Source organism: Duganella dendranthematis, from assembly GCF_012849375.1.
In the GTDB taxonomy this organism is placed as follows: Bacteria; Pseudomonadota; Gammaproteobacteria; order Burkholderiales; family Burkholderiaceae_D; genus Rugamonas; species Rugamonas dendranthematis.
Map to the genome: position 1 here is coordinate 1,574,531 of NZ_CP051684.1, position 22,699 is coordinate 1,597,229.

Genomic DNA, 22,699 nt, shown 5'->3' on the forward strand with positions numbered 1-22,699 from the left:
TGCTTTCTTAATTGCGGATAATGTCGACCACCAGCACGGTGGCCTGTTGCGCCTCCAGCGTCCAATCCTCTTCACCATCCGCCATCACCAGCGTGTCGTAGCGGACCATGGCGATGCGCTCGCGCGCACTGCCCAGGCTCAGGCTCTCGCCGTCGGCCAGGAACAGCAGCGTGGTGGCGCTGCGGCGCTTGAGTGTTTGTTTGCCGCGCACCGTCAGCAGTTCCAGCCGATGGCGGCACTGGCCGCGCCGCGTCATCACGTTGAAATCGGTGGTCTGTAGACCGGTGACGGTGGCGTGCACCGCATCCTCGCCGGCGAATTCGATCAGCGGTTCGGCGGGGCTGAGCACAAAGCGCTCGTCGCCGAAGTCCAGCAGCACGCCGTCGCCTTGGACCAGCGCCAGCGAACGGTCGATGCCGGGGAAGGAAGAGAATGGGCCATCCTGCGCAATCGTGGCCAGGCTCACGCGCCAGTCGAAATTGTCGAGCGTGGCGCCGGCGGGCGAGACGGCGATTTCCGTGGTGCTGCCGCCGCCGTTTTTCCACGGTGCGGAGCGCAGGCTTGCATACTGGATCAGCTGGGTCATCGGAACTCCCTCAGTTCGGCCAAGGTCTGCTTGAAGCGCGCAGCGATCGCCTGCTGCGCCACATGCTGCTGATTGCGCACTACCCACTGGCCGCCGACCATGACGTCCTTGACCAGATTGTCGTTGCCACTGAAGACAAAGCTGCCGAGCACTTCGTTCAGCGTCAACCCAAACATATTCGGATGCGCGTCGTCGAGCACCACGATGTCCGCACGATGGCCCGGCGCCAGCGCGCCGACAGGCCGTCCCGCCGCCTGCGCGCCGCCCTGCAAGGCGCGCTGCCACAGGAAGTCGCCGACATTGCGTTCCGTCGCCGACACCGCGATATTGCGGCGCTGGTGCTGCAAGCGCTGACCGTACTCCAGCCAGCGCAATTCTTCCACCGCGCTTTGCGACACATGGCTGTCGCTGCCGATACCAAAGCGGCCGCCCTGCGCCACAAAGCTCTCCAGCGGGAACAAGCCGTCGCCGAGATTCGCTTCCGTGGTCGGACACAAGCCCGCCACCGCGCCGCTGTGGGCGATGCCGCTGACTTCATCTTCGCTCAGGTGCGTCGCGTGGATCAGGCACCAGCGCTGGTCCACCGCCGCATTCTCCAGCAGCCACTGCACCGGACGGCGCCCGCTCCAGCTCAGCGACTGCTGCACTTCGCCCTGCTGCTCGGCGATATGAATGTGCACCGGGCGTGCCGCCGGCAGCGTCGCCAGCACCTCGCCGATCTGCATCACCGACGCCGCGCGCAGCGAATGCGGCGCCACGCCGACTTCCACCTGCGCGTCGCGCTGCGGTTCCAGCGCCTCCACGATGCGCAACACATCCTGCGCGTCGGTCTTGAAACGCTGCTGTTCCGGTTTCAGCGCCAATTCGCCAAAACCGGAATAACTATACAACACCGGCAGCATGGTCACGCCGATTCCCGTCAAACGTGCGGCGGCGATGACGCGCTCCGCCGTCTCCGCCGGCCGCGCATACATGGCGCCGTCCGGCGCCCGCTGCACGTAATGGAATTCGCACAGCGACGTGTAGCCGTGACGCAGGCATTCGCTGAACAGCTGCGCGGCGATGCTTTCGATATGCTCAGGCGTGATGTTGCGTGCGAAGCGGTACATCAGATCGCGCCAGGTCCAGAAGCTGTCTTTGCTGTCACCGGCCTTTTCGGTGCGGCCGCCCAGCGCGCGCTGGAAGCTGTGCGAATGCAGGTTGATCATGCCCGGCAGCGCGTACTCCACGGACTCCGTACCCGCAGCCGATGCGCCCGCAGCGTCAGGCATCACGGCGACAATCGCGCCGCCGGCATCCCACTCGATCAGCACATCCTTGGCCCAGCCATCTGGCAGCAGCGCGTGGCGCGCAAACAGTCTGCTCATGCGCGTATCCAATCGACGGCGGCCTGCATCATCGCCCGCAATGGCGGCTGCACCTGCGCGGCCAGGTCAGCGCGATAACCATACGGCGCCTCTTCATTCATATACGTGGACTGGCACATCTCCAGCTGGATCGCGTGCACATTGGCATCCGGCCGGCCATAGAAGCGCGTGATATGCCCGCCCTTGAAGCGGCCGTTGACGGCGATGCTGTAACGGTCCTGCATCAGCGCGCGCGACACGATGGCGTTGCTCAGGCCCAGCGCGCAGCTCTTGTCGTCGGCGGTACCGAAGTTCAGGTCCGGCAGCTTGCCTTCAAAGAAGCGCGGCACATGCGACGCAATCGAATGCGCATCCCACAGCACCACGCGGCCGTGCAGCGCCAGCAGGCGATCCAGCTCCGCGCGCAGTTGATCGTGATACGGCTTCCAGTACGCCTGCAGACGGCGCTGCACTTCCGCCTGATCCGGCGCGCGGCCTTCAAGGTACAGCGGCTCGCGGTGAAAGGTATCGACCGGGCACAGGCCCGTGGTGTCCTGGCCCGGATAGAGATTGGTATTTTCCGGCGGACGATTCAAGTCGATCGCATAGCGCGACCAGCGCGCCGACAGCGTCGAAGCGCCCATCTCGTCCAAAAACTCATACAGGCGCACCAGATGCCAATCGGTGTCCTGCTTGTCGACGGCGGCCGGCGTCATCGCCGCCAGCACTTCGTCGGGAATGTCGGTGCCCACGTGCGGCATGGACACCAGCAAGGGAATGCTGCCTGCTTTGAACTGATAATCCATGCCGTTTCTCCTTACGGATGCAGCGTCGTGAACAACTCCTTGCAAGACGCGCTCAACTCGCCGCGCATCACCATGCCCTTGGCCGCCTCGATGTCCGGTGCGAAGAAGCGGTCTTCCTCGTAGAACGACACCTTCTGGCGCAGCTGTGCATGCACGTGCTCCAGATGCGGCGAGGTGGTCAGCGGACGATGGAAGTCGATCCCCTGCGCCGCCGCCAGCAGCTCGATGCCGATGATGACCGCCGTATTCTGCGCCATATCGTCCAGACGGCGCGCCGCGTAAGTCGCCATGCTGACATGGTCTTCCTGGTTGGCCGAGGTTGGAATGGTGTCCACGCTGCCCGGATGCGCCAGCGACTTGTTCTCCGAGGCCAGCGCCGCAGCGGTCACGTGGGCGATCATGAAGCCCGAGTTCACGCCCGGATCGCGCACCAGGAACGGCGGCAGACCGGACAAGGTGGCGTCGATCAGCAGCGACACGCGGCGTTCCGAAATCGAGCCGATTTCCGCGATCGCCAGCGCCAGCGTATCGGCGGCAAACGCCACCGGCTCGGCGTGGAAGTTACCGCCCGAGACCACCACCGACAGTTCCCCATCCTTGAACAGCAGCGGATTGTCGGTCACCGCATTGGCTTCGATCAGCAGCGTGCGCGCAGCGTTGTTGATGATGTCCCAACAGGCGCCCATGACTTGCGGCTGGCAGCGCAGGCAGTAAGGATCTTGCACGCGCTCGTCGCCTACCAGGTGCGAGGCGCGGATCGCGCTGTCGGATACCAGTTGACGGTAAATCGATGCGGCCGCGATCTGGCCCGGCTGGCCGCGCACTTCGTGCACGCGCGCGTCGAACGGCGAATCGGAACCCTTGGCCGCATCCAGCGACAGCGCGCCGGACACCATGCCCGCTTCCAGCAGACGCTCGGCCATGAACAGGCCATGCAGCGCCAGCGCGGTCGAGACCTGGGTGCCGTTGATCAGCGCCAGGCCTTCTTTCGCGGCCAGCACCACCGGCGCGATACCGGCGGCCTTGAGCGCGTCCAGTGCGTCGGTCAGCACGCCGTTGACGCGCACTTGGCCCACGCCCAGCATCGCCAGCGTCATGTGCGACAGCGGCGCCAGGTCGCCCGAAGCGCCGACCGAGCCCTTGGCCGGAATGGCAGGCATGATGCCGGCGTTGTACAACTTGATCAGTGTGTCGACGATCAGCGGACGCACGCCCGAGTAGCCGCGCGCCAGGCTGCCGATTTTCATCAGCAGGATCAGACGGCAGACGGCGTCCGACATCAGCTCACCCGTACCGACCGAGTGCGACAGGATCAGGTTGCGCTGCAGCTGCTCCAGCTTTTCGTCCGGGATGCGGGTCTTGGCCAGCAGGCCGAAACCGGTGTTGATGCCGTAGGCGGCGTCGCCCTTGGCGACAATCGCCTGCACGGCGGCGGCGGCGGCTTCGATCACCGGATAGGCTTCGGCTGCAAGCGACAGCGGCGCGGCGGCGCTCCACACGCCGCGCAGTTCGGACAGCGTCATCGCGCCAGGTTTCAGGATCAGATTCATATTCAAGCTCATTTAATCATTGGTAAGTTCAGGCCATTGCGCTTGGCGCAGGCAACGGCGGTTTCATAGCCGGCATCGGCGTGACGCATCACGCCCGAGCCGCTGTCGTTGACCAGCACCCGCGCCAGGCGCTTGGCGGCGGCGTCGGTGCCATCGGCCACGATCACCACGCCGGAATGCTGAGAGTATCCCATGCCGACACCGCCGCCATGATGCAGCGACACCCAGGTCGCGCCGCCGGCGGTGTTCAGCAACGCGTTCAGCAGCGGCCAGTCGGAGACGGCGTCGGTGCCGTCCTTCATCGCCTCGGTCTCGCGATTCGGGCTGGCGACCGAGCCGGTGTCCAGGTGGTCGCGGCCAATCACCACCGGCGCTTTCAGTTCGCCATTGCGCACCATCTCATTGAAGGCCAGGCCGGCGATGTGACGTTCGCCCAGTCCCAGCCAGCAGATGCGCGCCGGCAGGCCCTGGAAGGCGATGCGCTCGCGCGCCATGTCCAGCCAGCGGTGCACCTGCGCGTGGTGCGGGAACAGTTCCTTGATCTTGGCGTCGGTCTTGTAGATATCTTCCGGATCGCCCGACAGCGCCACCCAGCGGAACGGGCCGCGGCCTTCGCAGAACTGCGGGCGGATATAGGCCGGCACAAAGCCCGGGAAATCGAAGGCGTTCTGCACGCCGTGGTCAAACGCCACCTGGCGGATGTTGTTGCCGTAGTCGACCACCTTGGCGCCCAGCGCCTGGAAGTCCAGCATCGCCTGCACATGCACCGCGCACGATGCGGTGGCGGCGGCTTTCAGTTCCGCGTGACGCGGCACGTCCTGCTGCGCCGCCTTCCAGTCGGCCACGTTCCAGCCCTGCGGCAGGTAGCCGTTGATCAGGTCATGCGCCGAAGTCTGGTCGGTCACCATATCCGGCACCAGCCCACCTGCCTTGGCGCGGCGCACCAGCTCCGGCAGCACGTCGGCCGCGTTACCCAGCAGGCCGATGGAAATCGCATCGCCGGCCGCCTTGTGCTGCTTGATCATTTCCAGCGCCTCGTCGATCGACGCCGCCTGCTTGTCCAGATAGCGGGTGCGCAGACGGAAGTCGATGCTGCTCTGCTGGCACTCGACGGTCAGCGACACCGCACCGGCCATGGTGGCGGCCAGCGGTTGCGCGCCGCCCATGCCGCCCAGCCCTGCGGTCAGCACCCAGCGGCCTTTCAGGTCGCCGCCGAAGTGCTGGCGTCCCGCTTCCGCAAAGGTCTCGAAAGTGCCTTGCACGATGCCCTGCGTGCCGATGTAGATCCACGAACCGGCCGTCATCTGGCCGTACATGAACAGGCCCTTGCGGTCCAGTTCATTGAAGTGCTCCCAGTTGGCCCACTTCGGCACCAGGTTGGAATTGGCGATCAATACGCGCGGCGCGTCTTCGTGGGTCTGGAACACGCCGACCGGCTTGCCGGACTGAATCAGCAAGGTCTGGTTGTCTTCCAGCGCGCGCAGCGACGCCAGGATCTGGTCGTAGCATTCCCAGTTACGGGCAGCGCGGCCGATGCCGCCGTAGACCACCAGGTGCTTCGGATTCTCGGCCACTTCCTTGTCCAGATTATTCTGGATCATGCGGTAGGCCGCTTCCGCGCCCCAGTTCTTGCAGGTGCGTTCCGGGCCGCGCGGCGCGCGGATGTCGCGGCTGGCGTCAAAACGGGGATCGCTGTCGAATGGCGTGCTCATGGGGTCTCCTGCGGCGGTGAATGGAATACTACGCAGCATAAGTTGTCTATACAACCAAGTCAACCGCTTTTTTATTTCCTTTTATGAAATTAAATTTGCGAAAATACAACGTAGTTGCAATCCGTAATTTTCCGAGCAAACAACAAATAAAGTTTTTGCCCCTGCATTAAGAATTGCTATTCCTCACCTTCTACCGATGAATAAATCCAGCGTGACCTTGGCCTGCAAGGCTCCTATTGTCGAGTTGCGGCATGGGTCTCTGGGTCTCTAACAAGTAGAGGGGAATAGACATGAATAATAAAAAACTGCATCTGCGCGCATTGACGCTGGCAATCATGCTGGCGGCATCATCGGCAGCGATGGCCACGGTCATCCCGGTCACGCTGACGAATACCACCGGCAATATCTGGTCGGCCCACATCGGCAATACGCCGACCGGCAGCCCATTCTCGGACACCTTCACGTTCTCGCCGCCGGCTACGCCCGGTTCCTCCGCGTGGACGCTGCTGGTCAACGCCAGCTTCTCCGGCAACGGCTTGGGCAACATCCTGTTCACCTCTGCCAACCTCAACGGCAATCCGCTGTACGTCAACTCCATCAGCGGCGGTGGCAACAGCTTCAGCCTGGCCTTGCTGACGTCCACCATGGTCTCCGGCCCGCTATCGCTGACCGTCAACGGCACCAGCACCGGCGGCAGCTACGGCGGCAACTTCGCCGTGCAGATGGCGCCAGTGCCGGAACCGGAAACCTACGCCATGCTGGTCGGCGGTATGGGCATACTCGCCATGCTGGCACGGCGGCGCAAATCATAATGCAGACAACCGCGCCAACAAAAAAAGGGAATCCAACCGGATTCCCTTTTTTGCTTATTTGCGGCTGTAGATCTTTTTGCCGCCCATCCAGGTTTGCAGCACCTGGGTTTTGCCCAGCTGCTCCGGCGGCGCCTTGAAGATGTCGCGGTCGATCAGGATAAAGTCGGCCCACTTGCCCTTCTCCAGCGAACCGATGACGTTTTCCTGATGCGCGGCCCAGGCGGCATCCAGCGTGAAGCAGCGGAACGCTTCGGTCAGCGTCATCGCCTGGTTCTTGTACCAGCCGCCCACCGGCACGTTGGCGTTGTTCTGCCGCGTTACCGCCGCGTGCAAGCCCTCGAACGGATTCGGCGACTCGATCGGGAAGTCCGAACCGCAGGCGATCTTCGAGCCCTGGTCGAGGAAGGTGCGCCACGCATAGGCGCCCTTGATGCGCTCGTGGCCGACGCGCTGTTCGGCCATGTTCTGGTCCGAGGTGGCGTGGGTCGGCTGCATCGACGGAATAATGCCCAGCTGCTTAAAGCGCGGGATATCCTCCGGCGTCACCACCTGCGCGTGCTCGATGCGGTGGCGCAGCTCGACGTTCTTGTACTGCGGGATCAGCTGCGCGTACGCGTCCAGGATCTGGTGGTTGCCGGCGTCACCGATGGCGTGGATGTTGACCTGGTAGCCGGCCTTCATCGCCTTGTTCATCTTGGCGCGCATTTCGGCATCCGGGTAGAACAGCAAGCCCTTGGTGGATGGCATATCCGAGTATGGCGCCAGCAGCGCCGCGCCACGGCTGCCCAGCGCGCCGTCCGAATACAGCTTGACCGCCGCCAGCGCATACACGTCGTTGGCGTAGGACGTCAGCGGGCCATCCTTGGACAGCTCGTCGAAATCGCCGGTGGTGTCGCCGATCATGGCGTAGACGCGGGTGGTCAGTTTGCCGTGGTCGGCGTAGTCGCGGTAGATATCGTCCTGCACCACCTTGATGCCGGCGTCGTGCACGCTGGTCAGGCCGACCTTGGCCAGCGACGCCAGCGCCACATCCAGCGTGGCGCGCGCTTCGGCCGGGGTTGGCAGCGGCACCACCTTGTTGACCAGCTCCATGGCCGCATCGACCAGCACGCCGGTCGGCTTGCCGCTGACGTCGCGCTCGATCTTGCCGCCGGCCGGATCGGGCGTCTCGCGCGTCACGCCGGCCATTTCCAGCGCCTTGGTATTGACCCAGATGGCGTGGCCGTCGACCCGGTGCAGCAGCACCGGACGGTCCCTGACCACCACATCCAGCTCGGCGGCGGTGGGGAAACGGCCCAGCTTCCAGATCTCCTGGTTCCAGCCGAAACCGATGATCCAGGCGTTTTTCGGGTGCGCACGGGCGAAATCGGCCACCGCCTTGACCGCGCCGTTGAGCGAGGCCGGGCTATACAGCTCGACGCCGGAAGCGATCTCGCCCAGCTCGAACACGTGGCCATGGGCGTCGATCAGCCCTGGCAGCAGGGTCTTGCCCTGGACGTCGATGTGCTCCGCGCGCGGCAGCGCCGCCGCCGTCTCCTGCTCGCTGCCCACCGCGATGATGCGGCCCAGGTCATCGAACGCCAGCGAGGTAAACCGCTGCAACTGGCCGGCCGCGTTCAGCGTGTAGCCGTTGGCGCGGTCGATGATGGTGTCGGCGTGGGCCGGCATGGCAAATGCAGCCAGCAAGGCGGCGGTTAAAAAGGTGGGGCGCATCGGGTTCTCCATTCAGCAGCAAGATTCAGAGTGTAGCGAAGTTTGCGTTTTGGTCAACCGAAGCGTGCAGAACTGGGCTGGCCGAGTGGCCGGACGGGTACAATGCGGGCTTCCCGTGTTTATTAGCGTGACTAGCCAGTGTCCAGCCGCCAACTCTATCTCCGTCTCATCAAGGAATTCCTGCCCTATGGCGGAATCATGCTCGTTACGCTGCTGGCGGTCGCGGTGGCGGCGGCCACCGACGTACTGCTGCTGGGCCAGCTGCAAAATGTGGTCGACGCGCTGACCCCGGCCAATTCGCTGGGCATGATCAAGACCCCGTCCACCGGCATGATGGCGGCCATGAAGCACGCGCTGGGCGATTTGCTGCCGCGCGATCCGTCCCGGGCCGCGCTGTGGACCATTCCGGCCGTGATCTTCGCGCTGGCCCTGCTGCGCATGGTGTCCAGCTTTGCCGGCGAATACGGCGCGGCCTGGCTCAACAGCCGGGTCCAGGCCAATCTGCGCGAGACCATGTTCGCCCGCATCATGCGGCTGCCGAACGGCTATTTCGACCAGTCGTCGACCGGCACCACGCTGTCGCGGGTGGCCTTCGACGCCGCCCAGGTGGCGCAGGCCGGCCTGACCGTGGTCAACGTCGCGGTGCGCGATTCGGTGGCCACCACCGGCTACCTGATCACCCTGTTCGTGGTGGACTGGCAGCTGGCGCTGTTTTGCCTCGGCCTGCTGCCGCTGGTGGCGACGGTGGTGATTTTCGCCGGCCGCCGCATGCGCGCGCTCAGCAACAGCGCCCAGTCCGCGATGGGCGAGCTGACCAATGTGCTCGACGAGAGCATCAGCGGCCAGCGCGTGGTGAAGATTTTCGGCGGCCAGCAGTATGAGCAAGACCGCTTTGCCAGGGTGGTCAAACTGAACCGCCAGCTGGCGGTCAAGCACGCCGCCACCTCGGCCTTTAACTCCGGCCTGATCATGCTGCTGATCGGCATTACCCTGTCGTCGGTGATTTATTTCGCGCTGATCCGCGCCCAGGCCGGCGCGCTGTCGGCCGGCGGCTTCGTCGCCTTCCTGACCGCGTTGATGGCGATGCAGTCGCCGATCAAGAACCTGACCAAGATTAATGAGCCGATGCAGCGCGGCCTGGCCGCGGCGGACTCGGTGTTCGGCCTGATCGACCTGGAGTCGGAGGCCGACACCGGCAAGCAAACCCTCGCCCGCGCCGAAGGGCGGCTGTCGCTGCGGGAGGTCAGCTTCCACTATCGCGGCGCGGATGGCCTGCCGCTCGATCCGGATGCGCGTCCGGCACTGGACCATGTGTCGCTGGAGATCGCCGCCGGCGAAACCGTAGCGCTGGTCGGCAGCTCGGGCAGCGGCAAGACCACGCTGGCCGCCCTGCTGCCGCGCTTTTACGATGTCAGCGGCGGCAGCATCCAGCTGGACGGATTGGACCTGCGCGACTACACCATCGCCTCGCTGCGCCAGCAGATCGCGCTGGTGTCGCAGGACGTGGTGCTGTTCAACGACACGCTGGCGGCCAACATCGCGTATGGCGACCCGGAGCCGTCAATGGAACGGGTCGAAGCGGCGGCGCGCGCCGCGCATGCGCATGAATTCATCGTCCGCCAGCCAGGAGGTTACCAAACGCCAGTGGGCGAGAATGGCTTGCGCCTGTCCGGCGGCCAGCGCCAGCGTCTCGCGATCGCCCGCGCGCTGTACAAGAATGCGCCGATTCTGATTCTGGACGAAGCCACCAGCGCGCTGGACACGGAATCCGAACGTCTGGTGCAACAGGCATTGGAAGTGTTGATGAAGGGCCGCACCACGGTGGTCATCGCCCACCGCCTGTCGACGATTGAAAACGCCGACCGCATCGTGGTGCTGGATCGCGGCCGCATCGCCGAATCGGGCACGCACGATGCGCTGTTGGCGCAGAACGGCATCTACTCCCGTTTATATCAAACGCAGAAGAGCGTGCAGCCGGTATAACTAGCTGCGCAGTCCCTGCACGGCAAAGCTGGCGATGGCGCGCAGGGTGGCGATGCTGGCGCCGGCCTTGGCGCTGATCTTCATGCCGGACAGCGTGGCGGCGACGAAGGCGGTAGCCTGGGTGGTGTCGGTATCGGCCGGGATCTCGCCGCTGCTTGCGGCTTCGCGCAGCTGGGCTTCGACGGCGCGGTGCAGGCGCTTGCCGCTGGCGTCACGCAAGGCGTTGACTTCCTCGTCGCTGGTGCCGAATTCGGAAATGGCGTTGACGCCCATACAGCCCTTGGCGTTGTCGCGCTTGGGACGCGAAGCGAAGGCTTGCAGCATATTGTCGATGGCGGCCAGCGGCGTGTCGCCTTTCAGGTGGCGCAGCAGCTCGGTGACGCTGTCTTCGTTGTAGCGCGCTAGCGCTTCCAGGTACAGCGTGCGTTTGTCGCCGAAGGTGTCGTACAGGCTTTGGCGGCCGATCTGCATGGCCTCCAGCAGGTCGCTGGTGGAGGTGGCGGCATAGCCTTTTTGCCAGAACACTTCCAGTGCCTTGTTCAATGTGTCGACGCGGTCGAACTCTTTTTGCCTTGCCACTGATATTCCTTGGTTAATGCGCGTCGTGGAAGATGATGCCCAGCGTGTGGCGGGCTCCGGCCCGCAGCCGGCTGACGCCATGCCGCAGGTTGACGCGGTAGATGCCACGCGTGCCCTGCACGGGACGGTGGTTGACGGCGAAGATTACCATGTCGCCGCGCTTCAGCGGTACTACTTCCACCCGCGACTGCATGCGCGGACGTTGTTCGGTCAGCACGAATTCGCCGCCGTCGAAATCGGTTCCCGGCTCGCTCAGCAGCACAGCGGCTTGCAACGGGAAGACGTGGTCGCCATACAGGTCCTGGTGCAGGCAGTTGTAATCGCCGGCCGTGTACTGCAACAGCAGTGGCGTCGGCCGCTGCTGGCCGGCGGCGTGGCAGCGCGCCAGGAACTCGGTGTGCTCGGCCGGGAAGCGGTCGGGCAGCGCCATCAGCTCGTGCCAGCGGTTGGCGATCTGCGCCAGCGGGCCATACAGGGCATTGCGCAGCGCGGCGATCAGCGACGGCAGTGGATAGCGGAAGTACTGGTACTCGCCGCTGCCGAAACCGTGCTGCGACATCACCACGCGGCTGCGGAACAACTGCGGTTGCGCGTACTGCGCTGCCACCGCCGCGCATTCATCGGCGGTCAGCAGCCCGGGAAGGATGGCGTAGCCGTGCGCATTCAGCTCGTCGGCAATCGCTTGCCAGTCGAGGCCTGCGATATGCACCGCAATCCCCGCCGCCGCCCCCACCGCCCGCCGCGCCGTTTGCGTAGTTTGCGCGGCCTGTTCGGCATCCGCTGCCGACTGGCCGTCGACTTGCCGACCTGCCGGCTGCCCCGCCGTCTGCTCTGCGGGCGTGTGCGCGGCGCGTGGCGCTGGCGCCAGCGGTGGCACGGTGCGGGGCTTGCGCTCTGCGGCCGGATCGCCGAAATCTAGTTCGCTGTTACTCACTGCCAGCCTCCCGGTTCAACAACGCCGCCTTGCGGTCCACGCCCCAGCGGTAGCCGGAGATCGAGCCATCATTGCGCACCACGCGATGGCACGGTATCGCCACTGCAATCGCATTCGCCGCGCAGGCCGACGCCACCGCCCGCGCACCACGCGGCACCCCGGCCAGCTGCGCCAACTCTGCATACGTCACCCGCCGTCCGGACGGTATCGCCCGCAGCACCTGCCACACGCGCTGCTGGAACGCCGTGCCCCGCACATCCAGCGGCAAGTCCAGCCCCACCGACGGCTGCTCGACCATGCCCACCACGCGCGACACCACCTGCTCATACTCAGGCTCGGCGCCGATCAGCTCCGCCTTGGGAAAGCGGTCCTGCAAATCCCGCACCAGGAAATCCGGATCGTCATCGATCAGGATCGCGCAAATCCCCTGCACTGTACTGGCCACCAGGATCGGCCCCAGCGAACACTCGGCGATGGCAAAGCGAATCTGCTCGCCCACGCCGCCGGCGCGAAAGGCGCTCGGCGTCATGCCCAGCACCGCCGGCGACTGCGCATAAAACCGGCCGCTGGAATTAAAGCCGGCCGCATACATCGCTTCGGTCACCGATGCCTGCCCGGCCAGCCCTGCCTGCATCCGCCGCGCCCGTGCCGCGTTGGCATATGCCTTGGGCGTAATCCCGGTCACCGCCTTGAACATGCGGTGGAAGTAAAAGCGGCTGACGCCCACCGCCACTGCCAGACTGTCCAGATCCGGCGCCTCCTCCGCCTCGTCGATCAGGCGGCAGGCCTGCGCCACCAGCGCCGCCTGCCGTTCGGCCAGCGGCGGCTGGTCCGGCTTGCAGCGCAGGCATGGACGAAAGCCGGCCTGCTCGGCCGCCTCGCGGCTGTCGTGGAAGGCTACGTTCTTGCGCAAGGCCGGCCGCGCGCCGCACGATGGCCGGCAGTACACCCCGGTGCTGCGCACCGAATACCAGAACACGCCGTCGGCATCGGCGTCGCGCTGCTGTACCGCGCTCCAGCGCCGCGTATCACTCTCATACTTGCTCATCTTAGACTCCGTCACAGGTGGAATGATGCCATGCTAGCCAGCGCCGCATCGCCGTGCACTCCGCCTCTTGCTTTTGAATTGTACAAGCAGGCGATGCTAGAATGACTACTCACGAGGAGACAGCCGTTTGGACGACCAAGTTACGCAAGACAGCACGCCCATTTTCCAGCGCATCAAGGACTACCTGCTGGCCGAAATCGCCGCCGGCACGTGGAAGGAAGGCGATGTGATTCCGTCCGAGCAGGCGCTGGTCAAGCAGTTCGGGGTGTCGCGCATGACCGTCAACCGCGCCGTGCGCGAACTGACCGCCGAGCAGGTGCTGACGCGCCGCCAGGGCTCCGGCACCTACGTCGCCCAGCAAAAATACCAGGCCACGCTGCTGGAAATCAAATCCATCGCCGACGAAGTGCGCGCGCGCGGCCACGCCCATCGCAGCAGCCTGCAACAGCTGGAGCGCGTGCGCGCCAGCGACCTGATGGCCAAGCAGTTCGAGCTGGCGCCCGGCCATCCGCTGTTCCATTCGGTGATCGTCCACTTTGAAAACGGCGTGCCGATCCAGGTCGAGGACCGCTGGGTCAATCCGCAGTGCGCACCGTATTACATGGAACAGGACTTCGCCCACATCACGCCCAACGAATACCTGATGCAGGCGGCGCCGCTGCAAGGGGCCACCTACAGCATCGAGGCGCTGGCGGCGCCGCGCGACATCGCCGACATGCTGGCCATCGACACTCGCCAGCCGTGCCTGGTGCTGCGCCGCCAGACCCGCTCCGGCGGCCTGACCGCCTCGCTGGTGACCATGTGGCACCCCGGCCACCGCTACCAGTTCGCCGGCGCCTTCAACCAGTAGAAGCCGTGGCTAGCAAGCCGCAATGCGCTGGGTGGCGCGCTTTCTCACCGATTGTCACGAAAATGAGCCGAAAATGTTAAATTAAGCGGCTTTTCCGGTGCGCCGGCGACGCATTCGCGTTCTTGCCACGCCGATGTCTACGACAAAGCCTTCGATGCTATAGTTTCCTGGGTTCAGCACGCTCCAGTCCATCGAAGGGGATCACTTGTTTCACAGCCGTCCGCGCTTGCGCCAGTCCCGCCGGCAACGTCTGTCGCACTGCGTGGCGGCATGCGCGTTCGCCCTTGTGCTGTTGCCGGCGGCGGCGGCCGAAAAAGTCACGATCCAGCTCAAATGGCTGCACCAGTTCCAGTTCGCCGGCTATTACGCGGCCCAGGACCAGGGCTATTACCGCGACGCCGGTCTCGATGTCACGCTGCTGGAAGCACGTCCCGGCGCCGATCCTTTACAAACAGTGATGCAAGGCCACGCCCAGTACGGCGTCGGCAACACCACGCTGCTGCTGGCGCGCGGCATCGGCCAGCCGGTGGTGGTGCTGGCGTCGGTGTTCCAGCATTCCGGCGCCGCCCTGCTGCGGCGCCTGGAGGCCGACGGCAAGCCGCGCGTCTGGCCCGGCACCCGCCTGATGCTCGCGCCGAACAATGAAGAGCTGACCGTTTTGCTGAAAAAATCCGGCGTGCGCATGGAATCGCTGTTCCAGATCCCGCACAGCTACAACTTCGATGATCTGGCCGAGGGCCGGGTGGACGCCATGTCGGTGTACCAGACCGAGGCCCCGTATGTGCTGAACCGCCTCAATCTGCGCTACGAACTGCTGTCGCCGCGCAGCGTCGGGCTGGATTTCTACGGCGACGTGCTGTACACCACCGAGAGCGAATTGCGCGAACACCCGGCGCGCGCGCAGGCGCTGCGCGAAGCGACGCTGCGCGGCTGGGTCTACGCGATGCGCCATCCGGGCGAAATCGCCGACCTGATACGGGCCCGCTACCCGCAGCGCCACAGCCGCGAACACCTGATGTTTGAAGCGCAGGGCATCGCCCGGCTGCTGGAGCAACCGCTGATCGAACTCGGTTACAGCAACCCGGAACGCTGGCGCAGCCTGGCCCAGGCCTATATCGCGCAAGGCATGTTGCCGGCCAATTTCAATCTGGACGGTTTCCTGTACCAGCCGCCGGACGCCAATCCGCTGCTGCGCTACGGCGGCGCCTTGATCGGCGCGGTGCTGCTGCTCACCTCCTTCGCGTTTGCCTGGCGCCTGCGCGTGCAAGGCCGCGCACTACGCACCGCGCGCGCGCAGCTGGGCAGCGCCGAACGCCTGGCCAGCCTGGCGCTGGAAGGTTCGGGCGAAGGCAGCTGGGAGTGGCGGCTCGACAGCGGCACGCTGGCGCTGTCGCCGCGCTACTGCCAAATGCTGGGCTACAGCCCGGAGGAATTCCATCCAACGGTAGAGGAATGGCTGGACTATGTGCACCCGGACGACCGGCCGCGCATCGAATACGGCATCCAGCTGCACCTGGCCAGCACCAACGAGGCCACCGGCCAGATTCGCAGCGAGCACCGGCTGCGCACCAAAAACGGCGACTGGAAATGGGTGCTGGCGCGCGGCATGATTTTGCAGCGCGACGCCAACGGCCTGCCGCTGCGCGCGGCCGGCACCATGGCCGATATTGGCGAACGCGCGCAGGCTGAGGAAAAACGCATGTGGGCGGTGGTCGACGCCACGCCGGGCGCGCTGCTGGTGGCCGACCACAGCGGCACGGTCCATCACGCCAATCCGGCCTGCGCACAAAGCTTCGGCTACGAGGGCAACATGGCCGGCCGCTCGATCGAGCAATTGGCGCCGGAAGCCATGCGCACCAATGGCCGCGTGCGCGAACTGTTCGTGCGCGCCAACCTGCCCGGCCGCGTGCTGTGCGCCATGCGCGCCGATGGCAGCAGCTTCCCGGCCATGGTGCATCTGACGCCGGTGACGCTGGCCGGCCGGCCGCTGGTGATCGTGGCGCTGCGCGACATGACCCAGCGCCAGCGCGCCGAAGAAGCCTTGCAGGCCAGCTCCGAACGCTATCGCCAGATCGTGCAGACCGCCGCCGAAGGCATCTGGATGACCAATGCCGACGACCGCACCACCTTCGTCAATCCGACGCTGGCGCAGATGCTGGACTATGACATCGAGCAGATGATGGGCCGCGCCATGACCGACTTCATGGACGACAGCGGCCGCGCCCTGCTCAAGCAGCACTTGCAGCGCCGCCTGTCCGGCCAGGCCAGCCAGGGCGACGTCTGCTTCCAGCGACGCGACGGCAGCATCGTCTGGTGCCTGCTGTCGACCACCGTGATGAACGCCGAATCGGGCCCCGGCGCCGGCCACTACGCCGGCACGCTAGCGATGCTGACCGATATCACCGCGCGCCGCCAGGCGGAAGACGCGCTGCACGATTCCAGCCAGCGGCTGGCGTCGATCTTCAACGCCGTCACCAATGGCCTGGCGATGATCGATGGCAGCGGCGCCATCATCGAGCGCAACGCCGCCGCCGCGCGGCTGCTGGCGCACACTGCGGAACTCAGTCCCGGCGGCCTGTGGGCCGGCGTGCGCGAGGACGGCACGCCGTTCGACGCCAGCAGCCATCCGGTGCAGCTGGCGCTGACGCTCGGCATGCCGGTGCGCGACGTGGTGATGGGACTGGCGCAGCCGGACGGCAGCCGTTGCTGGCTATCGGTCAACGTCGAGCCGATCCCGGACGACAGCGGTGCGGTGCAGCTGGTGGTGGCCAGCCTGACCGAGATCACCGACCGCAAGCGCGGCGAGGACGCGCTGCGCGAACTGAACGAACACCTGGAAGAGCGGGTGGCGATGCGCACCCGCGAACTGGATCAGGCGCGCATGGTGGCCGAGGAGGCCAGCCAGACCAAGGGTCAGTTCCTGGCCAATATGAGCCACGAGATCCGCACCCCGATGAATGGCGTGATCGGCATGGCCTACCTGGCGCTGAAGACGGAACTCGATCCGCGCCAGCGCGACTACCTGGAAAAGATCCGCTTCGCCGGCGAACACCTGCTGGGCATCATCGACGACATCCTCGACATCTCCAAGATAGAAGCCGGCAAGCTGGAAATCGAGCAGGTCGACTTTGCGCTCGACCACGTGATCCAGACGCTCAACACGGTGGTGGCGCCGAAGGCCGCCAGCCGCGAACTGGAATTGGTGTACGACCTCGATCCGACCCTGCCCAAGGTGCTGCGCGGCGACCCGCTGCGGCTGGGCCAGGTGCTGATCAACTACGCCAACAACGCCATCAAGTTCAGCGAAAAAGGCCGCATCGAAGTGCGCGTGCGGCAGGTGGTCGGCGACGTCCACGGCTGCCTGCTGCGCTTTGAAGTGAGCGACTGCGGCATCGGCCTGTCGGAAGCGGAAATCGACAAACTGTTCCAGTCGTTCCAGCAGGCCGACACCTCCACCACCCGCGAATACGGCGGCACCGGCCTTGGTCTGTCGATCTGCAAACAGCTGGCGCAGCTGATGGGCGGCGAGGTCGGCGTGCACAGCCGTCCCGGACAGGGCAGTACCTTCTGGTTCACCGCGCGCCTCGGCATTTCCAGCGCCTCGGTGCCGGAGCTGATCGACCGCGTCAAAGACGCCGCCGCCGAGCTGCTGGCGTCGTCGCGCAGCGCGGCGGTGATGTCGGCGCTGAAGAACGCCCGCATCCTGCTGGTCGAGGACAACACCTTCAACCAGCAGATCGCGCTGGAGATGCTGGAGGAAGTCGGCTCCTCGGTATGCCTGGCCGCCAACGGCATGGAGGCGCTGGAGCTGCTGCGCCAGACCGCCTTCGACTGCGTGCTGATGGACGTGCAGATGCCGCTGATGGACGGCCTGGAAGCGACCCGCCGCATCCGCGCCGACCCGCGCCTGGCCGACATGCGGGTGCTGGCCATGACCGCCACCGCCACCAGCGAAGACCGGGTGCGCTGCATCGAAGCCGGCATGGATGATTTCATCTCCAAGCCGATCCAGCCGGCGCTGATGTACCAGACCATCGCCAACTGGCTGCCGGAGCGCGGCGACGACCGCGTGCGCGAGACCGCGCCGGCGCCGGCGCGGCCGCAGCGGCCGGCCTTCACCCCCACGCTGGGCGGCGACCCGGCGGTGATCGATCTGTCGATCCTGGCCAAGCTGCTGGGTTACCATCCGCACAAGGTGCGCAAGTTCGCCTTCAAGTTCCTGCAAAACACCCAGGATGGCCTGAACCAGATGGAGGCGGCGCTGCGGCGCGGCGACCTGGGCGCGCTGCGCGACCTCGGCCACAAGCTGAAATCGCCGGCGCGCACCGTCGGCGCGCTCGGCATGGGCGAGCTGCTGCTGGAGCTGGAGCAGTTGCCGGCCGACGGCAGCGACGCCGACAACCAGCAGCAGGCCCAGGCGCTGCTGCAAAAACTGTGGCCGCTGCTGGAACAGATCACCGAACAGATCATGACCAACACCACCTTCGCCGACGATAATTGAGCAGAATTTGGCGGGTTTTGACAAACCACCGCACATTTCTGAAAAATGGGTTATTATTTACGCCATCCCTGCCTGCCGACCTTGTTGCTATCCCCTCCGAGACATTGAAATCGCGCGAATGGCACCCATGTGCTGCCTATGGCAGCGTTTGAGGCCCGTCCCCAGGCGTTATTACTTACATCTACCTCGATTGAGGAAACTATGAGCGAAAATATCAAACACATTACCGATGCCTCCTTTGAAGCCGACGTGCTGAAGTCCGACCGTCCTGTGCTGGTCGACTTCTGGGCTGAATGGTGCGGTCCATGCAAGAGCATCGCCCCGATCCTGGAAGAAGTTGCCAAGGAATACGAAGGCAAGATCCAGATCACCAAGATGGACGTCGACTCGAACCAGCAGATCCCGACCAAGTTCGGCGTGCGCGGCATCCCGACCCTGATCCTGTTCAAGAACGGCGTCGCCGCTGCGCAAAAAGTTGGCGCAATGGCAAAAGGTCAACTGACCTCTTTCATCGACAGCAATATCTAAGTAAGATATCGTGACGTTGTACCAGCGGCGCCGCGCCCGCGGCGGCCGCTGAATAATACGAGACACCCACGTAGTCCCCTCCCCTACCTTTACTTTCCCGTCACGGGATACTCAACAATATGCATCTATCTGAACTAAAGGCCTTACACGTTTCGGCGTTGTTGGAAATGGCCATCGGACTGGATATCGACAATGCGGCGCGTCTGCGCAAGCAAGAGTTGATGTTCGCCATCCTGAAAAAACGCGCCAAATCGGGCGAGCAGATCTTCGGCGACGGCGCCCTGGAAGTGCTGCCGGACGGCTTCGGCTTCCTGCGTTCGCCGGACGCCAGCTACATGGCCTCCACCGACGACATCTACATCTCGCCATCGCAGATCCGCCGCTTCAACCTGCACACCGGCGACTCGATCGAAGGCGAAGTGCGCACCCCGAAAGACGGCGAGCGTTATTTCGCGCTGGTCAAGGTCGACAAGGTCAACGGCGAATCGCCGGAAGCGTCGAAACACCGCATATTGTTTGAGAATCTGACGCCGCTGCACCCGAACGAGCCGCTGCGTCTGGAACGCGACATCAACGGCACGGAAAACATCACCGGCCGCATCATCGACCTGATCGCGCCGATCGGCAAAGGCCAGCGCGGCCTGCTGGTGGCGTCGCCGAAGTCCGGTAAATCGGTCATGCTGCAACACATCGCCCACGCGATCACCTCGAACCACCCGGACGTCACCTTGATCGTGCTGCTGATCGACGAACGTCCAGAGGAAGTGACCGAGATGCAGCGTTCGGTGCGCGGCGAAGTGGTCGCCTCGACCTTCGACGAACCGGCCACCCGCCACGTGCAGGTCGCCGAGATGGTGCTGGAAAAAGCCAAGCGCCTGGTCGAAATGAAAAAAGACGTGGTCATCCTGCTGGACTCGATCACCCGCCTGGCACGCGCCTACAACACCGTGATCCCGGCTTCCGGCAAGGTGCTGACCGGTGGTGTCGACGCCAACGCGCTGCAACGTCCGAAACGCTTCTTCGGCGCCGCCCGTAACATCGAAGAAGGCGGTTCGCTGACCATCATCGCCACCGCGCTGATCGAAACCGGTTCGCGCATGGATGACGTGATCTACGAGGAATTCAAGGGTACCGGCAATATGGAGGTGCACCTGGAGCGCCGCCTGGCCGAGAAACGCGTCTACCCGTCGATCAACCTGAACAAATCGGGCACCCGCCGCGAAGAGTTGCTGATCAAGCCGGACCAGCTGCAGAAGATCTGGATTCTGCGCAAGCTGCTGTACTCGATGGACGAGATCGAAGCGATGGAGTTCATCCTCGACAAGATGCGCGCCACGAAGAACAACACCGAGTTCTTCGACATGATGAGGCGGGGCGGCTAAAGCCGCATGCCTCTGGGGAGCTTGGCCCTGCAGGGCCAAGCCGCTCCGCAGGCGCGCGGCGGTGCCGCACGAAACCCCTGCTCCGCCGTCGCGGCGGGCGCGCATTAACAAACAGGCAACCTCGGTTGCCTGTTTGCGTTTGCGGGCGTATAATCGCCGATCGCATTATTTTTTAACCTGGCAAGTGAGCGGCAATCGGGTCACGAAGTGGTATCGACCGACGAAGTGCTGTTTGGCTACCTAACTATTGAGGCTCCAAATGAAAGCAGAAGGTCACCCAGAATACCGCGAAGTCGTTTTCCACGATCTGTCGTGCGACTTCAAATTCGTTACCCGTTCGACTATCGGCACCCGCGAGAAAATCGAATTCAACGGTAAAGAATACCCACTGGTGAAGATCGAGGTTTCGGCTGAATCGCACCCGTTCTACACCGGCAAGCACAAAATCGTCGACACCGCTGGCCGCGTTGAGAAATTCCGCCAGAAGTTCGGTACCGTCGGTTCGAAAACCGCTGTCGCAGCTGGTTAATCGCAGCCGGCATTCTTGCCGCTCCGAGAAAAAAAGCAGCCTCTGGCTGCTTTTTTTGTTTATTGCCCTCATACTCCGGTTCTACTCTTAAAAACTCACTGATCGATGAAGCCAGTCCGTCTTCCCGCTGCCGCTACTTTGGCCTTGCCGCGCTGGGCGCTGTTCGCCCTGGGCCTGTTGTACATCCTGCCTGGCCTGATCGGCCGCGACCCGTGGAAGAACGACGACGCCGCCAGTTTCGGCATCATGTGGACCATGTTGCACGGCACCTGGCAGGACTGGCTGTGGCCGAATATCGCCGGCCTGTCGTGGCCGGATGAAGGGCCGCTGGCATTCTGGCTGGGCGCGCTGGGCATGAAGCTGTTCGGCTGGCTGCTGGGCGATGTGCTGGCGGCCCGCGTGGGCACCATCGGCGCCTTCCTGGTCGGCGTGCTGTCGCTGTGGTACGCCACCTTCCACCTCGGCCGGCGCCAGGATGCGCAGCCGCTGCGGCTGGCCTTCGGCGGCCAGCCCGAACCGGACGACTTTGGCCGCACGCTGGCCGACGCCGCCGTACTGATCTACCTCGGCTGCCTCGGCCTGCTGCTGCACAGCCACGAAACCACGCCGGAAGCGCTGCAAGTGTCGCTGACCGCGCTGCTGCTGTACCGCACCGTGCGTTACGTGGAAAAGCCGTCGCTGCGCAACGCCGCCCTCAGCGGCCTGGCGATCGGCCTGCTGACCTTGGCGCGCGGCTGGCTGACGCCGGTGTGCCTGATGCTGGCCCTGTTCGCTTGCACCCGGTTCCTGGCCCAGCCGGCCATGCGCGCCATGCGCGACCTCGGCGCCATGATCGCTGTCGGCGGCGCGGTGGCCGCCGTATGGCTGCTGCCGGCGCAACTGCTGGCGCCATATCACCAGCAGCCGCTGAACGCCTGGATGGCGTGGAACTGGCTGCAACTGGACTGGCCAAGCTGGGCCTCGGTCAAATTCTTCTTCCGCGTCGGCGTCTGGTTCTTCTGGCCGGCCTGGCCGTTCGCCGCCTGGGCGGTGTGGGCCTGGCGGCGCCAGCGCGGCGTGCTGCACATCGTGGTGCCGCTGGCCTTCGTGGTCATGGGCGTGCTGCTGACCCTATGCCACCCGCAACCTGAGCAAGGCCAGCTGCTGGTGCTGCTGCCGCCGCTGGCCATCATGGCCGCGTTCGGCCTGCTGACGGTCAAGCGCGGCGCCATCAACGCCATCGACTGGTTCTCGGTGATGGCGCTGACGCTGTGCGCGGCGGTGATCTGGATCTTCTGGTTCGCCAAGCTGACCGGCTGGCCGGAAAAAGCCGCCCGCAACGTGCTCAAGCTGGTGCCGGGCTTTACGCCCGAACTGGGCTGGATCGCCTTCTTCGTCGCGCTGGCCGCCACGCTGGGCTGGTTTGTGCTGGTGTACTGGCGCATCTCGCGCCAGCCGGCGGTGCTGTGGCGCGCCGTGGTGCTGTCGTCCGGCGGCCTGATCCTGATCTGGATTCTGATGATGACGCTGTTCCTACCGGATTTCAATTACGGCAAGAGCTACGCCGGCGTCGCCCGCCAGATCGCCAACAAGCTGCCGGCGGACACGCGCTGCATCGACACCAACGTCGGCGCAGCTCAGCGCGCGTCGTTCGCGTATTACGCCGAGCTGCCGTTTGCCGGTGTCGAAGGCGGCCGCTGCAACCTGCTGCTGTTGCAAGATAGCATCAAGATCCGCGACGACCGTGAAATCCAGGCGCAGTTCCGCGGCAAGCACTGGGTGCTGCTATGGGAAGGCCGCCGTCCGGCCGACCGCGAGGAACGTTTCCGCCTGTACCGTCGCGCCGACTGATACAAACGCG

The 22,699-nt window shown here is 64.8% G+C and carries 17 protein-coding genes; 8 read left to right on the forward strand and 9 right to left on the reverse strand.

The window, feature by feature from the left end; genetic code table 11:
* Positions 1-7: 7 nt before the first annotated feature.
* The 5 genes from HH213_RS07310 to hutU are packed head-to-tail and all read right to left on the reverse strand — an operon-like array spanning position 8 to position 6,000.
* Positions 8-586, reverse strand: coding sequence for a HutD/Ves family protein (locus tag HH213_RS07310; protein WP_169111765.1), 579 nt, complete (start codon positions 584-586; stop codon positions 8-10).
* Positions 583-1,953 carry a formimidoylglutamate deiminase gene (locus HH213_RS07315; protein ID WP_169111767.1) on the reverse strand — a complete coding sequence of 457 codons (1,371 nt, stop codon included), beginning with the start codon at positions 1,951-1,953 and terminating at the stop codon, positions 583-585. Before HH213_RS07315 ends, HH213_RS07310 begins: the two co-directional genes overlap by 4 nt.
* Entirely contained in the window at positions 1,950-2,738 is a 789-nt protein-coding gene (hutG, locus tag HH213_RS07320; protein WP_169111769.1) for an N-formylglutamate deformylase, read from the reverse strand. The genes HH213_RS07315 and hutG overlap by 4 nt, the downstream gene beginning before the upstream one ends.
* Positions 2,739-2,749: 11 nt before the next feature.
* Positions 2,750-4,288 carry a histidine ammonia-lyase gene (hutH, locus tag HH213_RS07325; RefSeq protein WP_229263346.1) on the reverse strand — a complete coding sequence of 513 codons (1,539 nt, stop codon included), beginning with the start codon at positions 4,286-4,288 and terminating at the stop codon, positions 2,750-2,752.
* 8 nt (positions 4,289-4,296) lie between these two features.
* Complete coding sequence (gene hutU, locus HH213_RS07330; RefSeq protein ID WP_169111772.1) at positions 4,297-6,000, reverse strand: urocanate hydratase; 1,704 nt, start codon at positions 5,998-6,000, stop codon at positions 4,297-4,299.
* Between the two features lie 290 nt (positions 6,001-6,290).
* On the opposite strand from hutU, the gene HH213_RS07335 reads away from it, so the two are divergent.
* The gene (locus tag HH213_RS07335) at positions 6,291-6,812 is read left to right on the forward strand and encodes an FxDxF family PEP-CTERM protein (RefSeq protein ID WP_110845282.1); all 522 of its coding nucleotides are present in this window, start codon (positions 6,291-6,293) and stop codon (positions 6,810-6,812) included.
* Between the two features lie 54 nt (positions 6,813-6,866).
* Here the strand turns inward: HH213_RS07335 and HH213_RS07340 are convergent, their stop codons facing one another.
* Positions 6,867-8,525, reverse strand: a complete 1,659-nt coding sequence (locus HH213_RS07340) for an amidohydrolase (RefSeq protein ID WP_169111773.1) — start codon at positions 8,523-8,525, stop codon at positions 6,867-6,869.
* Positions 8,526-8,723: 198 nt separating this feature from the next.
* On the opposite strand from HH213_RS07340, the gene msbA reads away from it, so the two are divergent.
* A complete protein-coding gene (gene msbA / locus HH213_RS07345; RefSeq protein WP_229263347.1) occupies positions 8,724-10,508 on the forward strand; it encodes a lipid A export permease/ATP-binding protein MsbA in 1,785 nt (594 codons plus the stop codon).
* Here msbA and HH213_RS07350 read toward each other — a convergent pair whose 3' ends face one another.
* From HH213_RS07350 to ada, 3 genes are all read right to left on the reverse strand, one after another.
* Positions 10,509-11,087 (reverse strand): TetR/AcrR family transcriptional regulator, encoded by a 579-nt coding sequence (locus HH213_RS07350; RefSeq protein WP_110845285.1) that lies wholly within the window; start codon positions 11,085-11,087, stop codon positions 10,509-10,511.
* A 13-nt stretch (positions 11,088-11,100) separates the two neighbouring features.
* Positions 11,101-11,820 (reverse strand): 2OG-Fe(II) oxygenase, encoded by a 720-nt coding sequence (locus HH213_RS07355; protein ID WP_169115026.1) that lies wholly within the window; start codon positions 11,818-11,820, stop codon positions 11,101-11,103.
* 193 nt (positions 11,821-12,013) lie between these two features.
* Positions 12,014-13,069, reverse strand: a complete 1,056-nt coding sequence (gene ada / locus HH213_RS07360; protein WP_110845286.1) for a bifunctional DNA-binding transcriptional regulator/O6-methylguanine-DNA methyltransferase Ada — start codon at positions 13,067-13,069, stop codon at positions 12,014-12,016.
* A gap of 127 nt (positions 13,070-13,196) precedes the next feature.
* On the opposite strand from ada, the gene hutC reads away from it, so the two are divergent.
* From hutC to HH213_RS07390, 6 genes are all read left to right on the forward strand, one after another.
* Positions 13,197-13,919, forward strand: a complete 723-nt coding sequence (hutC, locus tag HH213_RS07365) for a histidine utilization transcriptional repressor HutC (RefSeq protein WP_169111777.1) — start codon at positions 13,197-13,199, stop codon at positions 13,917-13,919.
* 205 nt (positions 13,920-14,124) lie between these two features.
* The gene (locus tag HH213_RS07370) at positions 14,125-18,420 is read left to right on the forward strand and encodes a PAS domain S-box protein (RefSeq protein ID WP_169111779.1); all 4,296 of its coding nucleotides are present in this window, start codon (positions 14,125-14,127) and stop codon (positions 18,418-18,420) included.
* Between the two features lie 201 nt (positions 18,421-18,621).
* Positions 18,622-18,948, forward strand: coding sequence for a thioredoxin TrxA (trxA, locus tag HH213_RS07375; protein ID WP_110845289.1), 327 nt, complete (start codon positions 18,622-18,624; stop codon positions 18,946-18,948).
* A gap of 119 nt (positions 18,949-19,067) precedes the next feature.
* Entirely contained in the window at positions 19,068-20,330 is a 1,263-nt protein-coding gene (gene rho, locus HH213_RS07380; protein ID WP_110845290.1) for a transcription termination factor Rho, read from the forward strand.
* A gap of 259 nt (positions 20,331-20,589) precedes the next feature.
* Positions 20,590-20,859 carry a type B 50S ribosomal protein L31 gene (locus tag HH213_RS07385; protein ID WP_110845291.1) on the forward strand — a complete coding sequence of 90 codons (270 nt, stop codon included), beginning with the start codon at positions 20,590-20,592 and terminating at the stop codon, positions 20,857-20,859.
* A 105-nt stretch (positions 20,860-20,964) separates the two neighbouring features.
* On the forward strand, positions 20,965-22,689 hold the full coding sequence (locus HH213_RS07390) for an ArnT family glycosyltransferase (RefSeq protein WP_110845292.1): 1,725 nt from the start codon (positions 20,965-20,967) through the stop codon (positions 22,687-22,689).
* Positions 22,690-22,699: the final 10 nt, after the last annotated feature.

Coding starts and splice junctions, on each gene's coding strand:
- HH213_RS07310 (WP_169111765.1), bottom strand. CDS start 586: ATGACCCAGCTGATCCAGTATGCAAGCCTGCGCTCCGCACCGTGGAAA.
- hutU (WP_169111772.1), bottom strand. CDS start 6,000: ATGAGCACGCCATTCGACAGCGATCCCCGTTTTGACGCCAGCCGCGAC.
- hutH (WP_229263346.1), bottom strand. CDS start 4,288: ATGAATCTGATCCTGAAACCTGGCGCGATGACGCTGTCCGAACTGCGC.
- HH213_RS07340 (WP_169111773.1), bottom strand. CDS start 8,525: ATGCGCCCCACCTTTTTAACCGCCGCCTTGCTGGCTGCATTTGCCATG.
- HH213_RS07385 (WP_110845291.1), top strand. CDS start 20,590: ATGAAAGCAGAAGGTCACCCAGAATACCGCGAAGTCGTTTTCCACGAT.
- HH213_RS07335 (WP_110845282.1), top strand. CDS start 6,291: ATGAATAATAAAAAACTGCATCTGCGCGCATTGACGCTGGCAATCATG.
- HH213_RS07390 (WP_110845292.1), top strand. CDS start 20,965: ATGAAGCCAGTCCGTCTTCCCGCTGCCGCTACTTTGGCCTTGCCGCGC.
- trxA (WP_110845289.1), top strand. CDS start 18,622: ATGAGCGAAAATATCAAACACATTACCGATGCCTCCTTTGAAGCCGAC.
- HH213_RS07315 (WP_169111767.1), bottom strand. CDS start 1,953: ATGAGCAGACTGTTTGCGCGCCACGCGCTGCTGCCAGATGGCTGGGCC.
- rho (WP_110845290.1), top strand. CDS start 19,068: ATGCATCTATCTGAACTAAAGGCCTTACACGTTTCGGCGTTGTTGGAA.
- msbA (WP_229263347.1), top strand. CDS start 8,724: ATGCTCGTTACGCTGCTGGCGGTCGCGGTGGCGGCGGCCACCGACGTA.
- ada (WP_110845286.1), bottom strand. CDS start 13,069: ATGAGCAAGTATGAGAGTGATACGCGGCGCTGGAGCGCGGTACAGCAG.
- hutG (WP_169111769.1), bottom strand. CDS start 2,738: ATGGATTATCAGTTCAAAGCAGGCAGCATTCCCTTGCTGGTGTCCATG.